This is a genomic window from Pseudoalteromonas sp. 20-MNA-CIBAN-0454, from assembly GCF_040308685.1.
In the GTDB taxonomy this organism is placed as follows: Bacteria; Pseudomonadota; Gammaproteobacteria; order Enterobacterales; family Alteromonadaceae; genus Pseudoalteromonas; species Pseudoalteromonas nigrifaciens.
The window spans coordinates 57945-80325 of sequence record NZ_JBEOOB010000016.1 but is presented as its reverse complement, the minus strand read 5'-3'; the positions used below and the strand labels follow the sequence as shown (position 1 = coordinate 80325).

Sequence of the window (22381 nt, the reverse complement as noted above, 5' to 3'; positions counted from 1 at the left end):
ACAAAACAGGCACATACGTGTCTGTTTTTGTATCTGGGCAAGCTTAATCAGCAAGCTCAAATTTTAAATAATAAGTCGCTCCCCAGCGAATAAAGTATACGTTTTAATTTCAATACAGCTCAAGGTGTTAAATAATATATTGAGCTATTTTCGGTTAAGTAATTATTGTTATACTTTTAATCTAATAACACGCTATTGGTGCCTCAATGCTCGACTCTTTTACCCTATATTTTGCCAGTATCGCCGTTATGGTTGTAATGACCCTGCTAAATTTTTTAACCTGGCGCACCAATAAACACACTCCAGGCACTCTGCTTTATATTTTTTATCCTGTTTTATTGCTCGGCGTTATTATTGGCTTTACTCTGATCGGGCGAGTCCCTGAACTTGTCGCCATTAGCATTGCCAATATATTGATGTTTGCGGCCTCAATTGTGCATTGCCTTGCTATTAGCCAGTTTTTAGATTATCGCGGTATTGGCTTTAAACTTGTTTGTGCATTTACTGCTTTTAGCAGCGTAATGCTGGGTTATTACAGCTTTTTGTCGCCATCTATTCAAGATAGGCTGTTTATATCTGATATACAGCATATAGCTGAAGCTGCATTTTTACTGTTTATATTTATAAAGTATGCACGTAAGCCCTATCCCAACGGCAGCATTGTTTATATTATAATTTTAACTTTAGTTGCCGTAAGCTTTATTGCCCGCTCGATATTTATGCAAAAAATTGAGCAACATGACACCCTATTAAGCCCTTGGTTTAGCTCGTTACTTTTTTTAAACGGGGTTATAGCACCTATGTTTTATGCCGCTGGCATGGCACTGTTGTGTAATGAGCGCAGAGAGCAGCATCTTAATAAGCTCACTAAAAAAGCCCGTAAAGACCTAGAAATACGTGGGTTGTTTTTATCAACTATCAGCCACGAAATTCGCACCCCTTTAAACGGCATTTTAGGCAGTGCTCAGTTAGTTATGAACCAAACAAGTGATGCTCGCAATAAAGCCTATTGCGAGGCAATTATTAACTCTGCCGAATCCCTTAATTTACTGGTTGATAAAGTACTCGACTACGCCAGCCTTGATCAAAGCGACGAAGCTCTTTACGAAGAAGATATTGAGTTTAAAACTTGGATACAAAATTTATGCTTATTACTAAGCCCTCTGGCAGAGCAAAAGCAACTTAAGTTTGAGCTACTTTGCAATATACCCGATCAAGCCTGTTACTACTGCGATCAGCAAAAACTCAGACAAATTATTATTAACCTTGTGGGTAACGCAATTAAATTTACCGACCAAGGTAGCGTTAAAATTCAAATTGATCTAATCACTGAAAAACAACTTGAACACACTATTAAAATAAGCGTAAAAGACTCAGGCCCCGGCATCGAGAATGACGAAATAGCCTACCTAACCGAACCCTATGTGCAAAGTAGCGCCGGAAAAGAAAAAGGCGGTACAGGCCTTGGTTTAGCAATAACCAGCCGCTTACTCGAAAAACTGCATAGCAAGTTAGAAATAGCCAGTAGCCTAGGGAGTGGCAGCGTGTTTAGCTTTGATATTACGTGTGCGCTGGGCGAACTCAGCCTAGTAGCGCAACGTCATCAAAGTAAAGATTATTTAACCGGTTTAAAGGTGTTGTTAGTAGAGGATTTAGATTTAAATCAAAAAATAGCCGTAGAATTTATGGCCGACGACGAACATAAAATTAAGTTAGCAAAAGACGGTAAAACTGCAATAGAGTTAATGCAAGCGCATCATTTTGATGTAGTGCTGCTCGATATGAACCTACCTGATTTGACCGGCCAACAAGTACTTAAAACATTGGCTAAAATTGAGCATAAAAACCAGCGCACTCCCGTACTAGCCTTTACTGCAAGCTTAAGCCCTAGTGAGGTAAAAGAGTACTTAGCGCTGGGTATAAAAGACATTGTAGGTAAACCTATTAAACACCAAAAATTGCGCCAAGCACTAAGCGATTCACAGTCAACTAAAACGGCTACTGTAGCTGTAGATTTGGTTGATACTTTATATGACGCAAGCGCTAGCGAAACGCTTACCAGCTCTTTTAGTATTGATGAAGTGTCGTCTATTTATAACGAGTTTGTGCTCTCTACCCGCAGTAAACTAAATCACTGCCAAGCGCTCGTAGAACAACAGCCCGAGCAATGCATTAAATTATTACATCGCCAAGCCAATACCGCACTACAGCTGGGCTTTAACCGTTATGGTTTAGCGCTGAAAAAAATAGAGCGTCGTATGCTTGATAAAAAGCCGCTAAAAAACGCCATCAATGAAGCGCTCGACCTTTGGCAGCAAAGTTTAGAAGAGTATTTAAGGTGTGTACGCAAAGGGCTGCAGTAAAGCGTTGTTAGTTTCTGCCATATTTATCATCAAACCGTTCAATGTCGCTTTCATCTAAAATAGTGCCTGTTTGTACCTCAATTACTATTAACGGTGTATTTTTATTATTAGCCAAACTATGAATTTGCTTAGCGGCAATATAACAAGACTGATCTGCACTGAGTGTTAGTGCTTGCTTATCAATGCATACATCGGCAACCCCAGATACAACTACCCAATGCTCGGCACGATATTGATGGCGCTGCGTAGAGAGCTTAGCGCCGCTGTTTACGGTTATTTTTTTAACCTTAAATCCACTGCTTTCTACCAAGGTACGATAATTTCCCCACGGCCGATAAACAACTTGGTGGTGGGTTAACTTGTCAGTTTGCGTAAGCGCTACTTTTTTGAGTAATAACGGCAGTGCATCAAGCTCATTTTGATTCGCAATAAGTGTGGCATCGTGGGTATGAATAACAGCTAAATTACTTACCCCTAAGGTGGCAATAGTATGATCGGTTTCGCTTATTATTAGATTGTTTTTACTGTTTTGCGCTACATAATTAGCATTTACATTGTTGCCTTGCGGATCTTTTTTTAGCAACTTAGCAAGTGATGAAAAACCACCTACGTCACTCCAGTTTAAGGCAACAGGCATGACAACTACGTTATCACTGCGCTCTAAAATAGCATAATCTATGGAGTCACTCGGGCAAGCTTCGAGCGTTTTTGCACTGGGGCGTGTAAAGCCTAAGTCCTGACTAAAATTGGCGGCGTTAGCCACACAATTGGCAATTTTAGGTGCAAAGCGAGCCAACTCTTGTAAATACGCTGCAGCAGTAAACAAAAACATACCGCTATTCCAACTATAACTTCCATCTAACAGGTAGCTTGTTGCGGTGGTTAAGCTGGGTTTTTCTTTAAATTCAGCTACTTCAAAGCAGTCAGTACCGGTAATGGCGCTTCCTTGTTTTATATACCCGTAACCTGTGTGTGGCTCGGTAGGCGTAATAGAAAAGGTAACTAATTTACCTTGCTCAGCTAATATTGTCGCGCCGTGTAACTGCTCGGTGAGTAAGTTAAAATTATTTATATGATGATCCGCTGGCATAACTAACAGTGGCCCTGTTATGCCATTTTGTAGCGCATAATGCGCAGCTAAAGCAATTGCTGGGGCAGTATTTTTACCTGTGGGCTCTAAAAGTAATGCGCGCGGATTTGCACTAGCAGCTTGCTCAGCGGCAATAAATCGGTGCTGTTCGTTACACACTAAAATAGCTCGATTGAATACCCTACCGGTTACCCGTGTTAGGGTATTTTGTAATAACGACTGCCCAGTAGGTTCAGCATCGAGTAAGGGTAAAAACTGTTTTGGCATTGCTTGGCGCGACAACGGCCATAAACGAGAGCCAATGCCGCCCGCTAAAATAACTGGAGTAATTAAAGAGTTGTTCATAGTGCTGCCGCCAATAAATATCAGCGGCTATTTTAACACTTAATTAGCCGCTGGCTAATTTAAGCTGCTTTATACTAAGTTAAAAGCATCCGCATCTAAATGCGCCGGAAATTTAGCCTTAAAGTCATTTAATGGTGCTTTGTGTAAAGTAGTGGTTATTAGCGCTTGGCTATTATCTGCAGCTTTTACTAAAGCATCACCTTTAAAGTCATATACCGCTGTGCCACCATTGTGAGCAACACCATTGGCATCATCACCAATGCGATTTACCCCAACCACATAACATACATTTTCCATCGCTCGCGCCATTAATAATGTATCCCAAACATGGCGTCGCACTGCGGGCCAATTAGCAATATTAATCATTACATCGTAATCGTTGTTATTGCGCTGAAATACCGGAAAGCGTAGGTCGTAGCACACTTGTGGTAATAGCTTAAAGCCATTAATAGTAAACACTTTGCGCGCTTGTCCTGCTACTACAAAGTCGCCTTCGTTGCCTAAACAAAACAAATGACGCTTATCGTAAAAGTCTACTTCTCCATTGGGCTGCACCCAATAAAACCGATTGGCCTTTTTACTGCCTTGCGTAACAAATACTGAGCCTGCAATTACTGCGTTATGTTTATGCGCTTGCGCCTTTAACCAGGTAAGTACTTTGCCGTTTTCAGGCTCAGCGCAATCTAAGTTTATTGCAAAGCCTGTGGCAAAGGTTTCGGGCAGTAAAATCAAGTCTGACTGCTGAGTCACTGCATCTAGCTGCTTATTAAACATAGCTAAATTAGCGTCTTTATCGAGCCAGTGTAGTGAGCTTTGCAATAATGTAAGTGTTAAAGTTGACATAGTTTTGTGCCGCCCTCTTTTAAGTTTTTAGTGTTTTTAGCTAAACCAACTTAATTGTTATTAGAGTTTGATAAAACATACCTTATGCTGATAGCTTAGTTATTAACACTCTATATCCTTAATTGTGGTTTTGCACGCAAAGCGGTGCTACCATCACTTAATATAGAAGTTTAGCCGTCTAAATACAATTAACTGATGCTCGTTTGTGAGGAATATATGCAAAACAACAATACCGCTATTTCGCAACTTATTGAAGCTGGGAAGTGGGTTAGCCAAAAAGAGTGGATACCCGCAACCGGTGGGAATTTTTCAGCAAGAACTGAGTCGGGCTTTGTAATAACAGCTAGTGGCCAAGATAAAGGCAAGTTGACCAATGAGCACTTTTTACAGCTAGATCTACAAGGCAAGCCTTTGGCAGGAACAAAAAAACGCTCAGCCGAAACACAACTGCACTTGAGCTTGTATCAGCTAATTCCCGAAGCGCAATGTGTACTGCACACGCATTCTGTTGCGGCTACCGTGCTTTCGCAAATAACAAAAAGTCATAAACTCGATTTAACTGGCTACGAAATGCAAAAAGCTTTAACCGGTTTTACCTCGCATTTAGAAACCCTAAGCATTCCTATTTTTAATAACGACCAAGACATAGATCATTTAAGTTTATTGGTAAGCGACCATCATTTACACACACCTATTGAACACGGAGTGCTTATACGTGGCCATGGTTTATATGCTGTAGGGCGAAATATTGATGAAGTTCGTCGTCATTTAGAAGTGCTGGAATTTTTATTTAGCTGTGAATTAGAGCGTTTAAAAATTACCGGCATTCAAGCAAATAATAAATAATTAATGACCTAATAAATATTGAGTGCATAAAAAAGCAGCTTAGTTTAGTGCGCTTAAGCACTCATATATTTAATGCTCACTGTGTTATTTATAATTTTCGTAAATTTTATCTAATGGCTCTGAAAGACCACTTTCTTGAACTATACGCACATGTTCACGTTTTAACTCTCGCGCACTAGATACGCCGCACGAGTGCGCGATTAAGCCCGCTCCATAGTGCACATACTTATTATAGTTTGCCACACGCTGTGCTTTGTCTGCCACATTTAAGCCACGTTGCAGGCGCTTGTCGTGCGTGGTGATCCCTGTAGGGCAAGTGTCTTTATTACATTGCATTGCTTGAATACACCCTAGTGCAAACATATGGCCGCGAGCAGATACAACAAAATCAGCCCCCAGTGCTAATGCCCATGCAACTTTAGAGGGTACGATTAACTTACCTGAGGCAATAACCTTTACTCGCTCTCTGAGCCCATGTTTTTCTAACAAGTTAATTACTAATGGCAAGCTTTCTCGCAGTGGTAAGCCCACTGAATCTAATAATGACTGTGGTGCGGCGCCTGTGCCACCGTCTGCACTATCAATAGTAATAAAGTCGGGCGCTGACTCAACACCGCGATGATTTATTTCAGCGAAAAGAGTTTCTAACCAAGTATACTCACCAATTACCGCTTTAAAGCCGGTTGGTTTACCGGTTGCGTTACGTACGGTTGCCAACATATCAAGAATATCTGACGGCTTTTTAATTTCAAGATGGCCATTAGGGCTAATTGAATCTTGCCCTTCGGGAATACCGCGTATTTTTGCAATTTCAGCGTTAACTTTTCGCCCTGGTAACATACCGCCTTTACCTGGTTTAGCGCCTTGGCTTAGCTTTATTTCAAACATTTTTACTTGTTCGTGAGCTGCTATTTCTTTTAATTTAGCAGTGCTTAAATTGCCATTATCGTCGCGCACACCGTATTTAGCAGTACCAATTTGAAATACAATATCTCCCCCGCCTTCTAAATGATACGGGCTTAAACCGCCTTCACCGGTATTATACCAACAGCCAGCAAGCTTAGCTCCTTTAGATAAAGCACGTACTGCAGGTTTTGACAAAGCACCAAAACTCATACCTGAAATATTAAATATTGAATTAGTGGTGTAAGGTGTTTTACAGTAAGGGCCTAAAGTCACATTACTAGGATCGAGCGCTTCTTCATCTAAAGTAGGAAATGCACAGTTCATAAACATCACTGTACCGGTTACTTCAAGGCTTTGAGTCGAGCCAAACGCAGCAGTATGATCAACATCTTTTGCAGCGCGATATACCCAACTACGTTCAGCACGATTAAACGGCATTTCTTCTCTATCAAGTGCGAAAAAGTACTGGCGGAAAAATTCTCCTTGGCGCTCAAAAAAATATCGAAACCGACCAATTACCGGATAGTTGCGCCTAATTGCATGCTTTGTTTGGGTTATATCTCTAAAATAAAAAATAATAACCGATAAAACTATAAACCCTAATACAACAATAAAAAGGCTCGCAAATACATTAATACTTAGAACTATAAAATTGTTCACTCAAAACCCCTCTGCAGTACTTTTTCGCCAATAAATGAAAATGGCTTCAATAGACAAATGCGCATATCACTTATTATAGATGATATGCGCATTTTATTAATTTATAACCCTAGGGTCTGTTGACCTTTGCGGATTGAAATTTGTTCAAACTAGGGGCGATTTAATCACGGCGCGAGGTTTGTAACCTAGTGGGCTAAGTAAAAACCGAGCCACAAAGAGTCAATCGCCCCTAGGCAGAACCCTTCGGGCAGCGCATGTTTGGCATTGATGCTACGTTATCGCCTATTTATGGGGAGTAACCACACCACATAGGCTCTGCCTTGCCTAAATACCAAACACACTGCTGCAAATTTAACCTTGAAAGATAAACAGACCCTAATATAAGCCATTACGATTGATGCGGATTAATTAAATATCCTGTTTAGCTAGTTCGTTTTTAATATACAAACGAATTTGCTGCTCAAGTACAGATAACGGTACTGAACCATGGCGTAGCACTTGATGATGGAACTCTCGCACATCAAATTTTTGGCCAAGGGCCTGCTCCGCTTCTTTACGTAAGCGCTTAATAGTTAATTCTCCAATTTTATACGATAACGCCTGCGCAGGCCATGAAATATAACGATCTGTTTCAGTTTTAACGTTGTGCAACGACAAAGCAGTGTTATCGCCCATAAAGTTCATCGCGCGTTCACGGCTCCAGCCATACATATGCATTCCCGTATCAACAACTAAACGTGCAGCGCGCCACATTTCATAGGTTAAACGTCCGAAACGGCTATATGGATCTTGATAAAACCCAGCTTCTATTCCTAAGTACTCAGAATAAAGCCCCCACCCCTCGCCAAATGCTGATAAATAAGCATCACGACGATAACTCGGCAAATTTTCTAGCTCAGCATTAAGTGATATTTGTAAATGGTGCCCTGGTACAGCTTCATGCAGCGTTAACGCCTCTAGCGCGTAAAGAGGTCGCTTATCTAGCGCATAAGTGTTTACCCAGTAATAACCAGCTTGATCGTCGCGGTTCGAACCCGAGTAACGCCCTGTAGTATATTTAGGAGCAATATTGGCGGGAACAGCCACTACGCCATAAGGTTTGCGCGGCAAGGTATGAAATAATCTAGGCAGTTGCGCATCCATTTTTTTAGCAATATAAGCAGCTTCTTTTAGTAACTGCTCTGGAGTAGTTGCGTAGAACTGCGGATCAGTACGTAAAAAGTGGATAAATTCAGCGAACGTGCCTTTAAAACCAACTTCTTTTATTACCTCTTCCATTTCGCTACGAATACGTGCCACTTCTTTTAGGCCCAACTCATGAATTTCTTTTGGGGTCATATCTGTAGTGGTGTAATGCTTGGCGCGATTAGCATAAAAAGCAGCCCCATTAGGCGTTGCCGAAATACCAATACTGTCTCGAGCACCTGCTTGATACTCTTCAGTAAAAAAGGTGAGATAATCTTTATATGCTGCTATTACTTGTTCTTTAATTATTGTTTTAGCTTGGAGTTGCAGCTCATAAAATTCGCTGCTACTTAAGCCTGCAGTATTCGTTAAAAATGGCTGATAAAATTCAGATTGTGTTACATCATCAACAATATAAACACTAATTGAATCTTCATAACCTTTAAGTACAGCTTTAGGCTGCGTTAACCCTATAGCTAAACCTTGTTTCATCCAATAAATATTTTGCTCAAAAAAGCGTGGTACCTGAGCTAATCGCGCTAAATAATTTTTATAATCTTGTAACGTTTTATATTGTGAACTTTTAACCATAAACGACAAGCTTGAATGAAACCCATATTCAGATGTAAGCGGCATATAGTGGGCATTAAATACATACTCATCCACGCTATTTTGCACTTGAGCACGCAAAATACTAAAGTTAATCCGATTTTCATCACTTAACTTATCAATGTTTACCGTATCTAAATCGGCAAGTAGCTGGGTATTTTTTTTATATTCTTGCGCTAAATACTCGGCAGTTAAGTTAGGTAGTAAGTAGCCATCTACACCCTGAGGATTATTACTGTAGGGGCTAGCATCTTGTCTATTTTGCACAATGTTTTCGGCAACTTGAGTAAATTGCTTATCGGCATTAAGTGAGGTTGTTTGGCATGCACTTAAGGTGCATAAAAAAGTAATTCCCAGTAGCGAGTGGCGTAATGGTCGAGATAAAAGTTGATTCATTATTATATAGCTTCACAATTAAATAGATTTTGTAAACCTATCGCAGGCTAAATAAATAGCAAGATAAATACGACCAAGCACGCAAAAACTAATACGACTGATATAAGTAGGTTGGTATTTAATAACCAGTAATAAAACATGCTTTTGAATGAAACAAAAAGTAATTGATGATAAAAGCAGCCATTATGTTGCTAAAGTTACAATTTAGATAACTAACTGTCGTTTTTACTTTTAAATAACCGATATAATGATTATGGTACAAGTGCTTGGATGCGAAACGCTTCATTGGATGAGTTTATAAATTAATACGCATATGTATTTAGTTGGTATTTGCAAATGATGTTCCATGACTCTATGACTGTAGCACAAGATAAAATGACAAAAGTGTGTGTATTTTTAGAGCGCCATGCTTTGCCACCTACACCACTTAATTATCAGGTTGTTTATACTTATATTAGCCAAGTAAACAACGACCTTAATAGCGCCATTGAGCGCGCTATTGCAAGTAACACTCTTATTGACAGTTTATTTACCGAGCAACTCTATTTTGAGCATTTAAATCAAGGCCATGCCACTGAAGTGTCGATGATAGAGAATGTTAATGGGGTAATTAACTCGCTGTCTAAAAGCGCACAACACACTGAAAAACAATTTATTAATTTTGCCGGCCATATTAGCGAGTGTATGCATTCGCTTGATGAAAATAACATTAAAAATAGCCGGATCGCACTTACAAGGCTAGATCAGCAAACAGCAACACTGTTAACGCAACACAAACAGTTTAAACAACAATTAAGTAATGCTAAACAACTCCACGAAAAAACTAAAAAGCAGCTTAACACCCTGCGTAAACAACATATTATTGATAGTCAAACTGGCTTGTATAAACGCCATTATTTAACCAAGCAAGTGCAAATATGGGCAAATCAACATAAACCGGTTTGTGCTATTGCTATTCAAATAGACAATTTAGATCACTTTATTGATAACTTTGGCGATGTAATCGCAGAAGCAATTTTAAGCAAAGTGGCTAAACAAGTACAAAAATATGTGTTTCAAAGCGGCCTAGCGGGGCGTACTGCAAAAGATCAATTTACTGTACTACTTACCGACGTAGATTGTGAAACAACCAATTTAATTGCAGAAAAAGTACGCGCTGGTGTTGCAAAGCTGCGCTTTATCAGCTCAAAAAACGCGCTGGCATTACCTGCAATTAAGCTCTCTTTGGGGATTGCGCAGCAACAACAAGCTGACTTTGAGCAATTAACTAAAAGTGCTTCTAATGCGGCATTTAAAGCACGCTCTTTAGGGCAAAATAGCTTTACTGCGGAGCATTAATTAGCTGATAAATCATATTCAAATTGCACCTTCAGGGCACAATCAAGTACACTAGTCTTTATTACCACGATAGAGATTAATGATGAGCGAAACACCACAAAAGACCACGCATTTTGGCTATAAAACGGTAGCCGAAAACGATAAAGCCTCAATGGTTGCAGACGTATTTCATTCAGTTGCGGCAAAATATGACGTAATGAATGACTTAATGTCTTTTGGGGTACATCGTTTATGGAAACGTCAAACAATAGCCAGCTCTGGCGTTCGTAAAGGCCACCATGTTTTAGATTTAGCCGGTGGTACGGGCGATTTAACTGCAAAATTTAGCCAACTAGTCGGAGAAACCGGTCAGGTTATACTCGGTGATATTAACTCGTCTATGTTAAAAGTGGGCCGTGAAAAACTCCATAATTTAGGCTTAGTTGGCAATATTGACTACGTGCAAATGAACGCTGAAGCCTTACCATTCCCAGATAATAGCTTTGATCTGATCACTATTGCATTTGGTTTACGTAATGTAACCGACAAAGACAAAGCATTACGTTCAATGTACCGCATTTTAAAACCAGGCGGGCGCTTACTGGTATTAGAGTTTTCAAAGCCAGAGCATGAAATACTCAGTAAAGCATACGACTTTTATTCATTTAACTTATTACCAACTATGGGTAAGTTAGTGGCAAACGACAGCGAATCGTACAAGTATTTAGCTGAGTCGATTCGTATGCATCCAGATCAAGACACGCTTAAAAGCATGATGTCTGATGCAGGCTTTGAGCAAACCACTTATCAAAACTTAACCGGTGGTATTGTTGCGCTGCATCGTGGCTTTAAGTACTAAGGTAAATAATTATGGCGCTTGAGCAAGCAACCGAAAAAAATTCTACTGAGGCTCCCTCAACTGATTTTTTTATGTTACCCAACTTAGTACTTTCGCTCGTGGAGCGAATACTTAATCAAGCACTTAAACTCGATACAAGCCTATCGGGAAAGTTGGCAGCAGTTAAGCATCAGCGCTTAGTCGTTGATGTTAGGGGCTCTCAGCTAAAGCTGCTGCTAGTGTTTAGCGACAAGCAACTTCATTTATATAGCGCAACCAGTGATACAGACGCAGATTGCATGATTAGCGCCGACCTTAACACCCTGCTTGCGCTAAAAAACCCAGCCATGCTTACCCAGCTAATTCGCCAAGACAAACTTGATTTACAAGGCGATTTAAACATAGCTCAAACCTATAGCAATGCATTTTCAACACTAGATATAGATTGGCCTGAGCAGCTTTCATCGCACCTTGGTGATGCTCCCGCACAGCAATTATATTTACACTTCAAAACGCTCCAGCAACACGGCAATAAAGCAAAAGCGCAGTTAAGCCGCACCCTAACAAGCTTATGCCAAGATGAATTGGCAATTACCATTCATCCGTTAGAGCTTAAACAATTTAAACAACAAAACCGTGAGCTTAAAGGCCAAGTTGCTGCTATAGAACAACGCATTAATGCCTTACTAACCACTTTGACTACCCGCTAAGGATTTTTTGTGTCAACTGCACGACTGTATTACATCACTAAAACACTGCTTAGCTACGGATTAGATGAGTTAGTACCAAAACATAAAATCCCTTGGTTTGCGAAAATAGCCCGAGGTAGTTTATTTTGGCTGCGTAATCAGCATAAAGATAAGCCCGCAGGGCTGCGATTACGTTTAGCCCTACAACAGCTTGGCCCAGTATGGGTTAAGTTTGGCCAAATGCTTTCTACGCGTCGTGACTTACTGCCGCACGAAATTGCATTAGAGCTGGCATTTTTGCAAGATCAGGTTGAACCTTTTCCCGGCGAACTTGCACAAAAAATAATAGAAAAAGCTCTCGAAATTAATGACATAAGCGAGCGTTTTAGTGAGTTTTCACAAACACCACTGGCGTCGGCATCAATAGCACAAGTACATACCGCAACGTTAGTTGACACAAATGGTATAGAGCAAGATGTAGTTATTAAAGTAATCCGCCCTAACATTAATCAACAAATTAACGCCGACTTAGCCTTAATGGAAAAGCTCGCTAAGGTGTTAGCAAAAGTACACCACGAGTCAAAACGTCTGCGTCCTGTGGAAGTAGTAAAAGAGTACAAAAAGACTCTACTTGATGAACTTGATTTAATGCGCGAAGGTGCAAACGGCATTCAACTTAAACGTAACTTTGAAGACTCAGATTCGCTTTACATCCCTACCGTTTATAGCGATTACAGCCGCCATAATATATTAGTAATGGAGCGTATTTATGGTATTGCGGTATCAGATACTGATGCTTTATTAGCGCAAAACACCAATATGAAACTACTGGCTGAGCGTGGCGTTGAAGTGTTTTTTACCCAAGTGTTCAGAGACAGCTTTTTTCATGCTGACATGCACCCAGGTAATATTTTTGTTTCTCGTGAGCACCCCGAAAACCCTAAATATATTGGTATAGATTGCGGTATTGTAGGCACCTTAAACAAAGAAGATAAACGCTATTTAGCGGAAAACTTTATAGCCTTTTTTAATCGTGATTATCGCCAAGTTGCGCAGTTGCATGTGGACTCGGGTTGGGTACCGCCCGACACCAGTATTGAAGAGTTTGAATTTGCTATTCGCACTGTCTGCGAACCTATATTTAATAAGCCTTTAGCTGAAATTTCGTTTGGTCATGTATTGGTTAATTTATTTAATACTGCAAGGCGCTTTAATATGCAGGTACAACCACAATTGGTATTACTGCAAAAAACCTTACTGTATGTTGAAGGTTTAGGCCGCCAGCTTTATCCACAATTAGATTTATGGAAAACCGCTAAGCCCTTTTTAGAAGACTGGGTTAAGCAACAAGTTGGTCCGTTATCGGTTATAAAGCAAATGTATGCACAATTACCCTTTTGGGCCGAAAAAATGCCAGAGCTGCCCGATCTAATTTATCAAAGCTTAAAACGCCCATCACAAATTCAAGTACAGGCTCCGAAGAGATCTCATAAACCTTTGGTTTTAGGTTTGTTTAGCAGTGCGGCTATGGTTATTGCTGCATTATTTTATTTACAGCACGATTTAATTGCTGCAAGTATCGCTATAAGTAGCGCTATTATTGGTTTTATAGCAGCATGGCGTAGCACATAAACTAAGTGCTATTTACATTTTTAGGCGTATAATTAGTATTTAAAATATACACTTTATAATTATGAAAACGGGAGATAAACATGGGATTTGGCGGTATTAGTCTTTGGCAGTTATTGATTGTATTAGCAATTATTGTACTTTTGTTTGGCACTAAAAAATTACGCGGTATTGGTGGTGATTTAGGTGGAGCAGTTAAAGGCTTTAAAAAAGCAATGTCTGACGAACAAAATACAGATAAAGAAAAGCCAGAGCAGATTCAAAAATCAGAAGAAAGTGCACCGCTTGATTCTGCCGATACTGAAAAAAATAAAGACAATAACAAGGTTTAATTAGCATGGGGATGTGGGAGCTAATTGTTGTTTTAATTGTTGGTTTAGTGGTGCTTGGTCCAGAGCGTTTACCTGTAGCAATTAGAACGGTAAGCCGCTGGATAAAAACTGCAAAGTCGCTTGCTAACTCAGTGAAAGCTGAAGTGAGCGAAGAGTTGCGTGTGCACGAATTACACGAAAACCTTAAAAAAGCGGAGCAACAAAACTTAACCGATTTAAGTCCTGAACTACAAAGTTCACTAACTGAACTACAACAGGCCGCTCAGTCTGTGACCCACAGTTATAAAAAAACTCAAATCGATCCCTCTAATAAGCAAAATATTGATGATACAAAGTGAAATTAATTTCTCACTTTGTGGTCAACTTACTAAATGGTATAAAAAATAATGGCTGAGGAAGTAAAATCGGGGTTTGTCGCGCATTTAATTGAATTACGCGATCGGCTGATTAAATCACTATTAAGCATTTTAGTTATTTTTATTGCAATAGTGTATTTTGCAAACGACATTTATACATTTGTTGCAGCGCCATTAATTTCACATTTGCCAAGCACTGCAACCATGATAGCAACTGATGTCACAGCGCCATTTTTTGCCCCTTTTAAACTAACGTTATTTGTCGCATTATTTGCCTCTATTCCGTGGATATTACACCAGGTTTGGGGTTTTATAGCTCCGGGATTGTATAAGCACGAAAAACGCATGTTAATGCCAATACTCGCCTCAAGCATCTTTTTGTTTTATGGTGGTATTGCCTTTTGCTACTTTGTAGTACTGCCAATTATTTTAGGCTTTTTTACCAGTGCGGGTCCTGCAATGCTCACCTTAGCACCGGATATTAGTAGCTACTTAGGGTTTGTACTAAAACTATTTTTTGCCTTTGGTGTCGCTTTCGAAATTCCAGTAGCCATTATGCTGCTGTGCTGGAGCGGCGCTACAACAACGCAAAGCTTAAAAGAAAAACGTCCCTATATTGTAGTGGGTGTTTTTGTAGTAGCGATGTTTTTAACACCGCCCGATGTATTGTCACAAACTTTATTAGCGCTACCTATGCTTATTTTGTTTGAGCTAGGCCTAATTTTAGCTAAATTTTATACCGCTAAACCACAACAAGAATCTGAGGAATAACATGAACAAAAAACTACTCTCACTATTAGTTTTGTTAAGCGCACCGACTTTTGCAGCCACAGCTATTAACGAGCAAGCACTGCAAGCATGTAGCTTTATTGAAAACGACTTTAACCGCCTGCTTTGTTACGATAATACGGTTGCCGGTAAACCGCTGAGCAAGCCTACTGTAAATAAAACACTCTCACCAACAAATACAGAAGCCACCGCACCTGTTGCTGTAGCGGTAACACAAGCAGAAGAGTTTGGTTTAGAGCATAAAAATATTGCGAAAGAAAATGACAGCTCTATTAGCTCAACTGTATCAGCCATTAAAGAAGCAGCTTATGGTGAGTTAATTATTACTCTAGAAAACGGCCAACAATGGCGCCAAATTGGATCTGACGGCATAACGCTAAAAGAAGATGACAACGTGGTTATTAGTCGTGGTGTATTTAATTCTTTTTTATTAAAAAAAGAAGGTCAAAACCGCTCTATACGCGTTAAACGTACTCAATAATGCCATACAGCTTAATTGATGCTGGGGTTAATTTAACTAACCATCAGTTTGATAAACAGCATCAAGATATTATTGCCCGCGCTAATGCTGCGGGAGTAAAGCATATGCTGATTATAGGCTGCGATGTAGCAGCCAGTGAGCAGTCGCTTGAGCTGGCTATAGCGCATCAGCAATTTTCTACAGCAGGCGTACATCCTCACGATGCTAAATCGGCTTCTGATGAGCTTGAGACGCAACTCACTCAACTTGCAAGCCATAAACAAGTTATAGCCATTGGGGAGTGCGGCCTTGATTATAACCGTGATTTTTCGCCTCGCGATGTACAACGAAGTGTACTTAGACGCCAGCTTGCCCTAGCTGAACAGCTAAACTTACCTGTATATTTGCATGAACGTGATGCCAGCGAAGACATGCTCAGTATTTTAAAAGAATTTAATGTACGCGGCGTATTACATTGCTTTACAGGTAACGCTCAGGCATTAAAAAGCTACTTAGCGTTAGGGCTTTATATAGGCATTACCGGCTGGGTTTGCGATGAACGCCGTGGAAAAGAACTACAACAATTAATCCCCAGTATCCCTCTTAATAAACTGCTAATAGAAACTGATGCGCCTTTTTTGATTCCGCGCACCGTTAACCCAAAGCCTAAATCTCGCCGTAATGAACCTGCCTTATTAACTTATGTGTGCGAAACAATTGCCCAATTATATAACCTTACTCCTGAGGCAATAGCGCAGCAAACGACTCTAAATTTTTATAATATTTTTGATTTAAAAGCTAAGTAATGAAAGTTATTGGGGTGTTATTAAGTCTATTAACTATCCTTTTTGCTGGTTTAGCAGCCGCTAATACGATAGAGATAGATGAGCAGTTTACATCTGAAAAAATAAACTCTATTTATTATTCTTTTGCGCCTACATCTATAACAACCGCCCAGCAGAGCGATCTTAAACAGTGGCAAACGTTAACCAACAAACCTCTTAATTTAGGCGTTGAACAACGCCCTGTTTGGATCCAATTTACAATTAAAAACACGCTCAATACACGCGTAACGCCAATACTCTCTATCGATAATCCGCTATTAAATGAAGTACAGGTATATCACTTACTCGATAAGCGACGATCCTCCTCAATAAATATTAATGCCCCTCCTTTACTGCCACAACAACAAATAAAAAACGAACCTTTGCTGGTAAAATTAACGCTTCCTGCTCACAGTAATACCACTGTTATCGTTAAAGTGAGCAATAGCTCAGGATTACGCGTGCCTTTAACCTTATGGCAGGCAGATGCGCTCTTTACATATAAAAGTAAGCTTAATTTGCTTTACGGATTATTAATTGGCTTTGTTTTTTCTTTAGCGATTAGCTGTCTTATTTTATATGCTTTTTCGCGTAAGCAATACTTTGCTTATACGGGCGCTATAACATTAATGCTCAGCATCTTATTATATTTTATTTGTGGCTTTAGTTTCATCCACACACGTTCTGCGGGCACAGTACAACTTATGATCCCCATGTTGGTGATGCTGATAACGGTACTTTTTTTACCTCTACAGCAACAGGTATGCCAGCCTAAAACCGTTACATGGTTTAAAGTGCAAAAAATTATAATAGCTATATATGCACTGCTTATTGCGTTTATTTGGCTTTTTCCCACACTTGTTGTCACCTTATTTTGCCTTATTACCACTCCCATTGTTTTAGGCTACTATGTTGTAACAACCTTACTTTGTATTCGCCAAAACCCATCAGAACCCCAAAAAGCACTTTTGCTAGCTTTATGCAGCTTTTTAGCCGCAATTGTTTATTTTATTATTACTGTTTCAGGGCTTTATATATTTACAAACAGTAGAGTGGCTTTTGTGTTTATTTGCTCTCTTAGCTGCGCTTTCTCCCTTGGATATGCGGTGATGAAACTCTTTATTTTACAGCGCGATGAACAAGTAACTACTCAACAAACCTTAATAGCCAAAAGTGCTGCCCAAGATGCCTTATTACATGAGCGGCTATCTTTACAAGAAAGCGTGCGTCAAGAGCTCGAAACACAAGTAGATGAGCGTACTTTTGAGTTACAAGTAACACTAAGAGAACTAGAAGAAAAAAACCGTGAGCTTGAACAGCTAAACATGGAAGATCCCTTAACTGGTATTAAAAACCGACGCTTTTTTGATAAAAAATTAGTGATGGAGTTGCGCCGCTCGCGTCGCGAACAAACACCATTAAGTGTTATTATGCTTGATATAGACAAATTTAAGGTAATAAACGATACCTATGGCCACCTAACTGGCGATCAGGTTATTCGTACTGCTGCTGATACTATTAAAAAGCAATTACAACGCCCGCTTGATGAAGTAGCACGTTACGGCGGCGAAGAATTTGTGGTGCTATTGCCCAACACCCAAAATGATGGCGCGATAGCCATTGCTGAAAAAATTCGCCACGCTATTGCTACTAATAATGTGCATGTGGCTGGCACTACTATTTCATTTACAATCAGCGCGGGAGTGTATACTAGCGTTGCTGAAGATATAAATAATCCTGAAATTTTTACCGAACGTGCCGACAAAGCACTGTATTTTGCCAAGCAGCATGGTCGTAACCAAGTGATTAATTTTCCAATCCCACAATCCCAAAGTAGGAGCGTATAAATATGGCCCAATCTGGTCTAGATCTTTTCCCATATACTCGCATGCGCAGAATGCGCCGCGATGATTTTTCACGCCGTCTTATGGCTGAAAACCAGCTTAGCGTTAATGATCTTATTTATCCGGTATTTGTACTCGAAGGTAAAAACCGTCGTGAAGCAATTGAATCAATGCCCGGTATCGAGCGCTTATCAATTGACTTACTGCTTATAGAAGCCAAAGAACTGGTTGAGCTCGGTGTGCCCGCCATTGCTATTTTCCCGGTAACACCGGCCGACAAAAAGTCATTACATGCTGAAGAAGCGTATAGCGATGATGGTTTAGCACAACGTACAGTACGTGCATTAAAAGAAGCATTCCCTGAGTTAGGTGTAATTACTGATGCCGCGCTAGACCCGTTTACCACCCACGGACAAGACGGCATTATTGATGAAAGTGGCTATGTAATTAACGACATCACAACTGACATACTAGTTAAGCAAGCACTGTCGCACGCCCGAGCAGGTGCTGACGTTATTGCCCCTTCGGACATGATGGATGGCAGAATTGCCGCTATTCGCGAGGCACTTGAAGCCGATGGCTACATTCACACTCGCATTATGGCTTACTCAGCTAAATACGCCTCAAGCTATTATGGCCCATTTAGAGACGCGGTAGGCTCTGCCGGTAACTTAAAGGGTGCTGATAAAAAAACCTATCAAATGGATCCAGCTAATTCTGACGAAGCCATTCGCGAGGTCGCGCTTGATTTGCAAGAAGGCGCCGACATGGTAATGGTTAAACCTGGCATGCCATATTTGGATGTTGTACGCCGAGTTAAAGATGAGTTTGGCGTGCCAACCTTCGCTTATCAAGTAAGTGGGGAATACGCTATGCACAAAGCTGCTATTGATAACGGCTGGTTAGCTGAAGAGGCCACTATTATGGAGTCGCTACTGGCATTTAAACGTGCTGGCGCCGACGGTATTCTTACCTATTTTGCTAAGCAAGCTGCACAATACTTAGCTAAAAAGTAAGCCTTACAAGGCGGGCAACAAGCCCGCCTTACTTTGCATTTACAATCATTCACACTGAATATTATTTTTGTAATATTTATTCTCTAAACTAATATCCTATCTGGAATTATAAACGGGAATAATGACCAATGTTTAAAACAAAAATAACCCCATTAGCGCTTATTATTGCAAGCATTAGTGCATCAGCCTCTGCCGAACTGATAATTTCTGAATATGTTGAGGGAAGTGGCTTTAATAAAGCTATTGAGATTTATAACACATCATCCGCAGAGGTTTCTTTAAATGGCTACTCACTTAGCTTGTATTCAAATGGCTCTGGATCAGTCAGTGTAACTGAAGAGCTTACGGGGTTGCTTGCTGCAAACAGTACCTATGTTATTGTCACTTCAGACTCTAGAGCAAATGATGAGCTTAAATTAAAAGCTCAGCTATTTAGTGGTGCAGTTAACTTTAATGGTGACGACGCATTAGTACTAATGCAAGGCTCTAATGTTATTGACAGTTTTGGGCAGCGTGGGGTAAAAGAAATTTGGTCTGCCGGGGGCGTAACTACAAAAGATAAAACGCTACGCCGTAAGGAAAATATTCTTATTGGTCGGGCAACCCCTGACTCCACTTTTAACCCAAGTGACGAATGGCTACAATTTGATAAAAACGACTTTTCAGGGCTAGGTTTTTTTGGTAGCGGCACAACACCTGAACCTGAACCAGAGCCACTTGAACCACTGATATGTGGCAACGATAAAACAACCATTAACGCCATTCAAGGTACTGGTGCTGCCAGCCCATTGGTTAATACTACAGTAGAGTTAGAAGGGGTTGTAACGGCCAACTTCCAAGGTGACAATCAGTTAAAAGGTTTTTTTATTAGCTCTTTACCTGTTGATGACGATACTAACCCACTAACCTCTGAAGGCATCTTTGTTTATTTTGCAGCAGCAAATGTGAGTGTAGGCGACCATGTGCGTGTACAAGGCAGTGTTGAAGAGTATTTCAATGCCACTCAAATTGGTAGCGTTACCCAAGTGGCCGTTTGCAATTCGGGTTTAACTGTATCAGCAACTAAAATCTCACTCCCAGTTACAAATACAACAAATTTAGAAGCATTTGAAGGCATGCTTATTACACTAGAGCAGCCATTAATAGTGACTAATAACTTTGGTTTAGGACGCTATGGTGAAATAGAGCTGGCAACTGAGCGTTTGTATCAAGGTACACAAGTTGCCCTGCCCGGTGATGCTGCCAACACACTTGAAGCGAATAACTTAACTAAAAAAATTCTTTTAGACGATGGCTCAACTTTACAAAATATTGAGCCAATTTACCCTATACCGGGTTTATCTGCCGAAAATACGCTACGCACTGGCGATACCGTTAACACTGTAACTGGGGTGCTTGCATATAGCTTTGATACTTATCGCATTCACCCTACCATAACACCGCAGTTTATCACTACCAATGCACGTAAAAATGCTCCCGAACTTCACGTAGATGCGGATCTAAGGGTAGCTAGCTTTAACGTTCTTAATTATTTTAATGGCGATGGTCAGGGGGCCGGATTCCCCACTAGTCGTGGTGCCGATAGTGAAGCTGAGTTTATTCGTCAAGAAGCTAAAATTGTTAGTGCTATTAGTGCAATACAAGCCGATGTTATTGGCTTAATGGAAATAGAAAACGATGGCTTTGGTGAGTTTAGTGCAATTGCTAGCTTAGTAAATGCGCTTAACGACTTTGACACAGCTAACCAGTATGCATTTGTTAATTTTGGCCTTGATAAAATTGGTAGTGATGCAATTACCACAGCCTTAATCTATCGTGTAAATAGAGTAGTAGAAGTAGGTAGTGCAGCAATCACCACACAACCTCCGTTTGACTTTGGAAACCGCCCACCAATTGCACAAAGCTTTAAAGTATTAGCAACAGATGAGGTATTTACCGCTGCAGTAGCGCACCTTAAATCAAAAGGTGGTTGCAGTAGCGCAACAGGAGCAAACCAAGATAAAAGTGATGGCCAAGCATGTTGGAATGAAACACGCGTTGCCGGCGCTAATGCATACGCAAGCTGGCTTAATAGCAAGCCAACCGGTATTGATGATGAGGATATTATTCTTATTGGTGATTTAAATGCCTATGCCATGGAAGATCCTATTCGTGCATTTGCCGACAATGGCTATAAAAATGCAGTTGCAGAGCTTGATGGTAATACCCTTGGCTACTCTTATAGTTTTTCTGGACGTGCGGGTAGCTTAGATTACGCCTTAGTAAGCCCATCATTATTAAGCAAAATAGTTGCAACGAATGATTGGCATATTAATGCCGATGAGCCCACTTTACTCGATTACAATGTCGAGTTTAAAAGTGATGCTCAACAATCAAGCTTATACGCAGCAGGCCCATATCGTGCATCAGATCACGATCCAATAATTGTTGATATAAAATCTGAGGTTATTTTAACACCTGAGGAGCAAACCCCAGTTATAGCAGCTAACCAGACATTTATTGTTAATGAAAATAGCCCTGTTGGTACTGTGATTGGCCAGTTAGCGTTTAGCGATCCAAATGCTAATGACTCTCCCGTTGTTAAATTTATTGTGTCGGGTAGCAATAGCGTAACTATTAACAACCAGGGTCAGATCGTGGTGACTGCTGAACTTGATTATGAACAACAAAGTCTTATTACTTTAGTTGTGCAAGCCCAGGATAGTGCTGACAATATATCATTAGAGCAAACAGTTACTATAAATGTTAATAGTGATGAGGCTCAAAATGATGACGATGACTCTGGCTCATTATTTTGGTTAACTATTTTTTTGGCACCTCTTACTTTATTTCGCAGGTTTAAAAGCTAAAAGCCAACACTATAATTGTTAAAAAGCCGCTGTTGCGGCTTTTCTCTTTTTATACAAATGTAATTCAGACAAGCTTCAGTAAACTTTGTGTACTATCCGTACTAAATCTACTCACTCTCGTATTTAGCCTGAAAACAACAAAGCATACTTGAGCCTTTTTATACGTTTATTATTAAAAGTACCAATGAAACAAAT

The 22381-nt window shown here is 40.2% G+C and carries 18 protein-coding genes; 14 read left to right on the top strand and 4 right to left on the bottom strand.

The annotated features are described in order from the left end of the window. Positions 1-206 precede the first annotated feature (206 nt). Entirely contained in the window at positions 207-2363 is a 2157-nt protein-coding gene (locus AAEZ22_RS09775; protein ID WP_011329546.1) for an ATP-binding protein, read from the top strand. Between the two features lie 7 nt (positions 2364-2370). Here the strand turns inward: AAEZ22_RS09775 and AAEZ22_RS09770 are convergent, their stop codons facing one another. Next, on the bottom strand, positions 2371-3798 hold the full coding sequence (locus AAEZ22_RS09770) for a mannose-1-phosphate guanylyltransferase/mannose-6-phosphate isomerase (protein ID WP_089368878.1): 1428 nt from the start codon (positions 3796-3798) through the stop codon (positions 2371-2373). A gap of 69 nt (positions 3799-3867) precedes the next feature. Further along, positions 3868-4641 (bottom strand): amidohydrolase, encoded by a 774-nt coding sequence (locus tag AAEZ22_RS09765; protein ID WP_197182256.1) that lies wholly within the window; start codon positions 4639-4641, stop codon positions 3868-3870. A 216-nt stretch (positions 4642-4857) separates the two neighbouring features. Between AAEZ22_RS09765 and AAEZ22_RS09760 the strand changes: the two genes are divergently transcribed. Then, positions 4858-5487 (top strand): methylthioribulose 1-phosphate dehydratase, encoded by a 630-nt coding sequence (locus AAEZ22_RS09760; RefSeq protein ID WP_086994421.1) that lies wholly within the window; start codon positions 4858-4860, stop codon positions 5485-5487. 84 nt (positions 5488-5571) lie between these two features. On the opposite strand, the gene AAEZ22_RS09755 is transcribed toward AAEZ22_RS09760, so the two are convergent. Next, a complete protein-coding gene (locus tag AAEZ22_RS09755) occupies positions 5572-7053 on the bottom strand; it encodes an FMN-binding glutamate synthase family protein (RefSeq protein WP_182684156.1) in 1482 nt (493 codons plus the stop codon). 408 nt (positions 7054-7461) lie between these two features. Further along, positions 7462-9243, bottom strand: coding sequence for a DUF885 domain-containing protein (locus AAEZ22_RS09750; RefSeq protein ID WP_086994415.1), 1782 nt, complete (start codon positions 9241-9243; stop codon positions 7462-7464). A 354-nt stretch (positions 9244-9597) separates the two neighbouring features. Here AAEZ22_RS09750 and AAEZ22_RS09745 point away from each other — a divergent pair, with 354 nt between their 5' ends. From AAEZ22_RS09745 to AAEZ22_RS09690, 12 genes are all read left to right on the top strand, one after another. After that, a complete protein-coding gene (locus tag AAEZ22_RS09745; protein ID WP_197182285.1) occupies positions 9598-10581 on the top strand; it encodes a GGDEF domain-containing protein in 984 nt (327 codons plus the stop codon). An 82-nt stretch (positions 10582-10663) separates the two neighbouring features. Next, positions 10664-11419, top strand: coding sequence for a bifunctional demethylmenaquinone methyltransferase/2-methoxy-6-polyprenyl-1,4-benzoquinol methylase UbiE (ubiE, locus tag AAEZ22_RS09740; RefSeq protein ID WP_011329553.1), 756 nt, complete (start codon positions 10664-10666; stop codon positions 11417-11419). 11 nt (positions 11420-11430) lie between these two features. Further along, on the top strand, positions 11431-12108 hold the full coding sequence (locus AAEZ22_RS09735; RefSeq protein WP_197182255.1) for a ubiquinone biosynthesis accessory factor UbiJ: 678 nt from the start codon (positions 11431-11433) through the stop codon (positions 12106-12108). Between the two features lie 9 nt (positions 12109-12117). After that, positions 12118-13719, top strand: a complete 1602-nt coding sequence (gene ubiB / locus AAEZ22_RS09730; protein ID WP_197182254.1) for a ubiquinone biosynthesis regulatory protein kinase UbiB — start codon at positions 12118-12120, stop codon at positions 13717-13719. 80 nt (positions 13720-13799) lie between these two features. Then, complete coding sequence (gene tatA, locus AAEZ22_RS09725) at positions 13800-14048, top strand: Sec-independent protein translocase subunit TatA (RefSeq protein ID WP_197182253.1); 249 nt, start codon at positions 13800-13802, stop codon at positions 14046-14048. Positions 14049-14053: 5 nt separating this feature from the next. Next, positions 14054-14386 (top strand): Sec-independent protein translocase protein TatB, encoded by a 333-nt coding sequence (tatB, locus tag AAEZ22_RS09720; protein WP_058374404.1) that lies wholly within the window; start codon positions 14054-14056, stop codon positions 14384-14386. 48 nt (positions 14387-14434) lie between these two features. Beyond that, positions 14435-15175, top strand: coding sequence for a twin-arginine translocase subunit TatC (gene tatC / locus AAEZ22_RS09715; protein WP_011329556.1), 741 nt, complete (start codon positions 14435-14437; stop codon positions 15173-15175). Between the two features lies 1 nt (position 15176). Beyond that, positions 15177-15674: a hypothetical protein gene (locus AAEZ22_RS09710; RefSeq protein WP_011329557.1), complete on the top strand. Its 498-nt coding sequence runs from the start codon at positions 15177-15179 to the stop codon at positions 15672-15674. Further along, positions 15674-16459: a TatD family hydrolase gene (locus AAEZ22_RS09705; protein ID WP_197182252.1), complete on the top strand. Its 786-nt coding sequence runs from the start codon at positions 15674-15676 to the stop codon at positions 16457-16459. The genes AAEZ22_RS09710 and AAEZ22_RS09705 overlap by 1 nt, the downstream gene beginning before the upstream one ends. Continuing rightward, on the top strand, positions 16459-18324 hold the full coding sequence (locus tag AAEZ22_RS09700) for a sensor domain-containing diguanylate cyclase (RefSeq protein WP_197182251.1): 1866 nt from the start codon (positions 16459-16461) through the stop codon (positions 18322-18324). Before AAEZ22_RS09705 ends, AAEZ22_RS09700 begins: the two co-directional genes overlap by 1 nt. 2 nt (positions 18325-18326) lie before the next feature. Continuing rightward, positions 18327-19337, top strand: a complete 1011-nt coding sequence (gene hemB / locus AAEZ22_RS09695) for a porphobilinogen synthase (protein WP_011329560.1) — start codon at positions 18327-18329, stop codon at positions 19335-19337. Between the two features lie 128 nt (positions 19338-19465). Then, on the top strand, positions 19466-22186 hold the full coding sequence (locus AAEZ22_RS09690) for an ExeM/NucH family extracellular endonuclease (protein ID WP_352297093.1): 2721 nt from the start codon (positions 19466-19468) through the stop codon (positions 22184-22186). Positions 22187-22381: the final 195 nt, after the last annotated feature.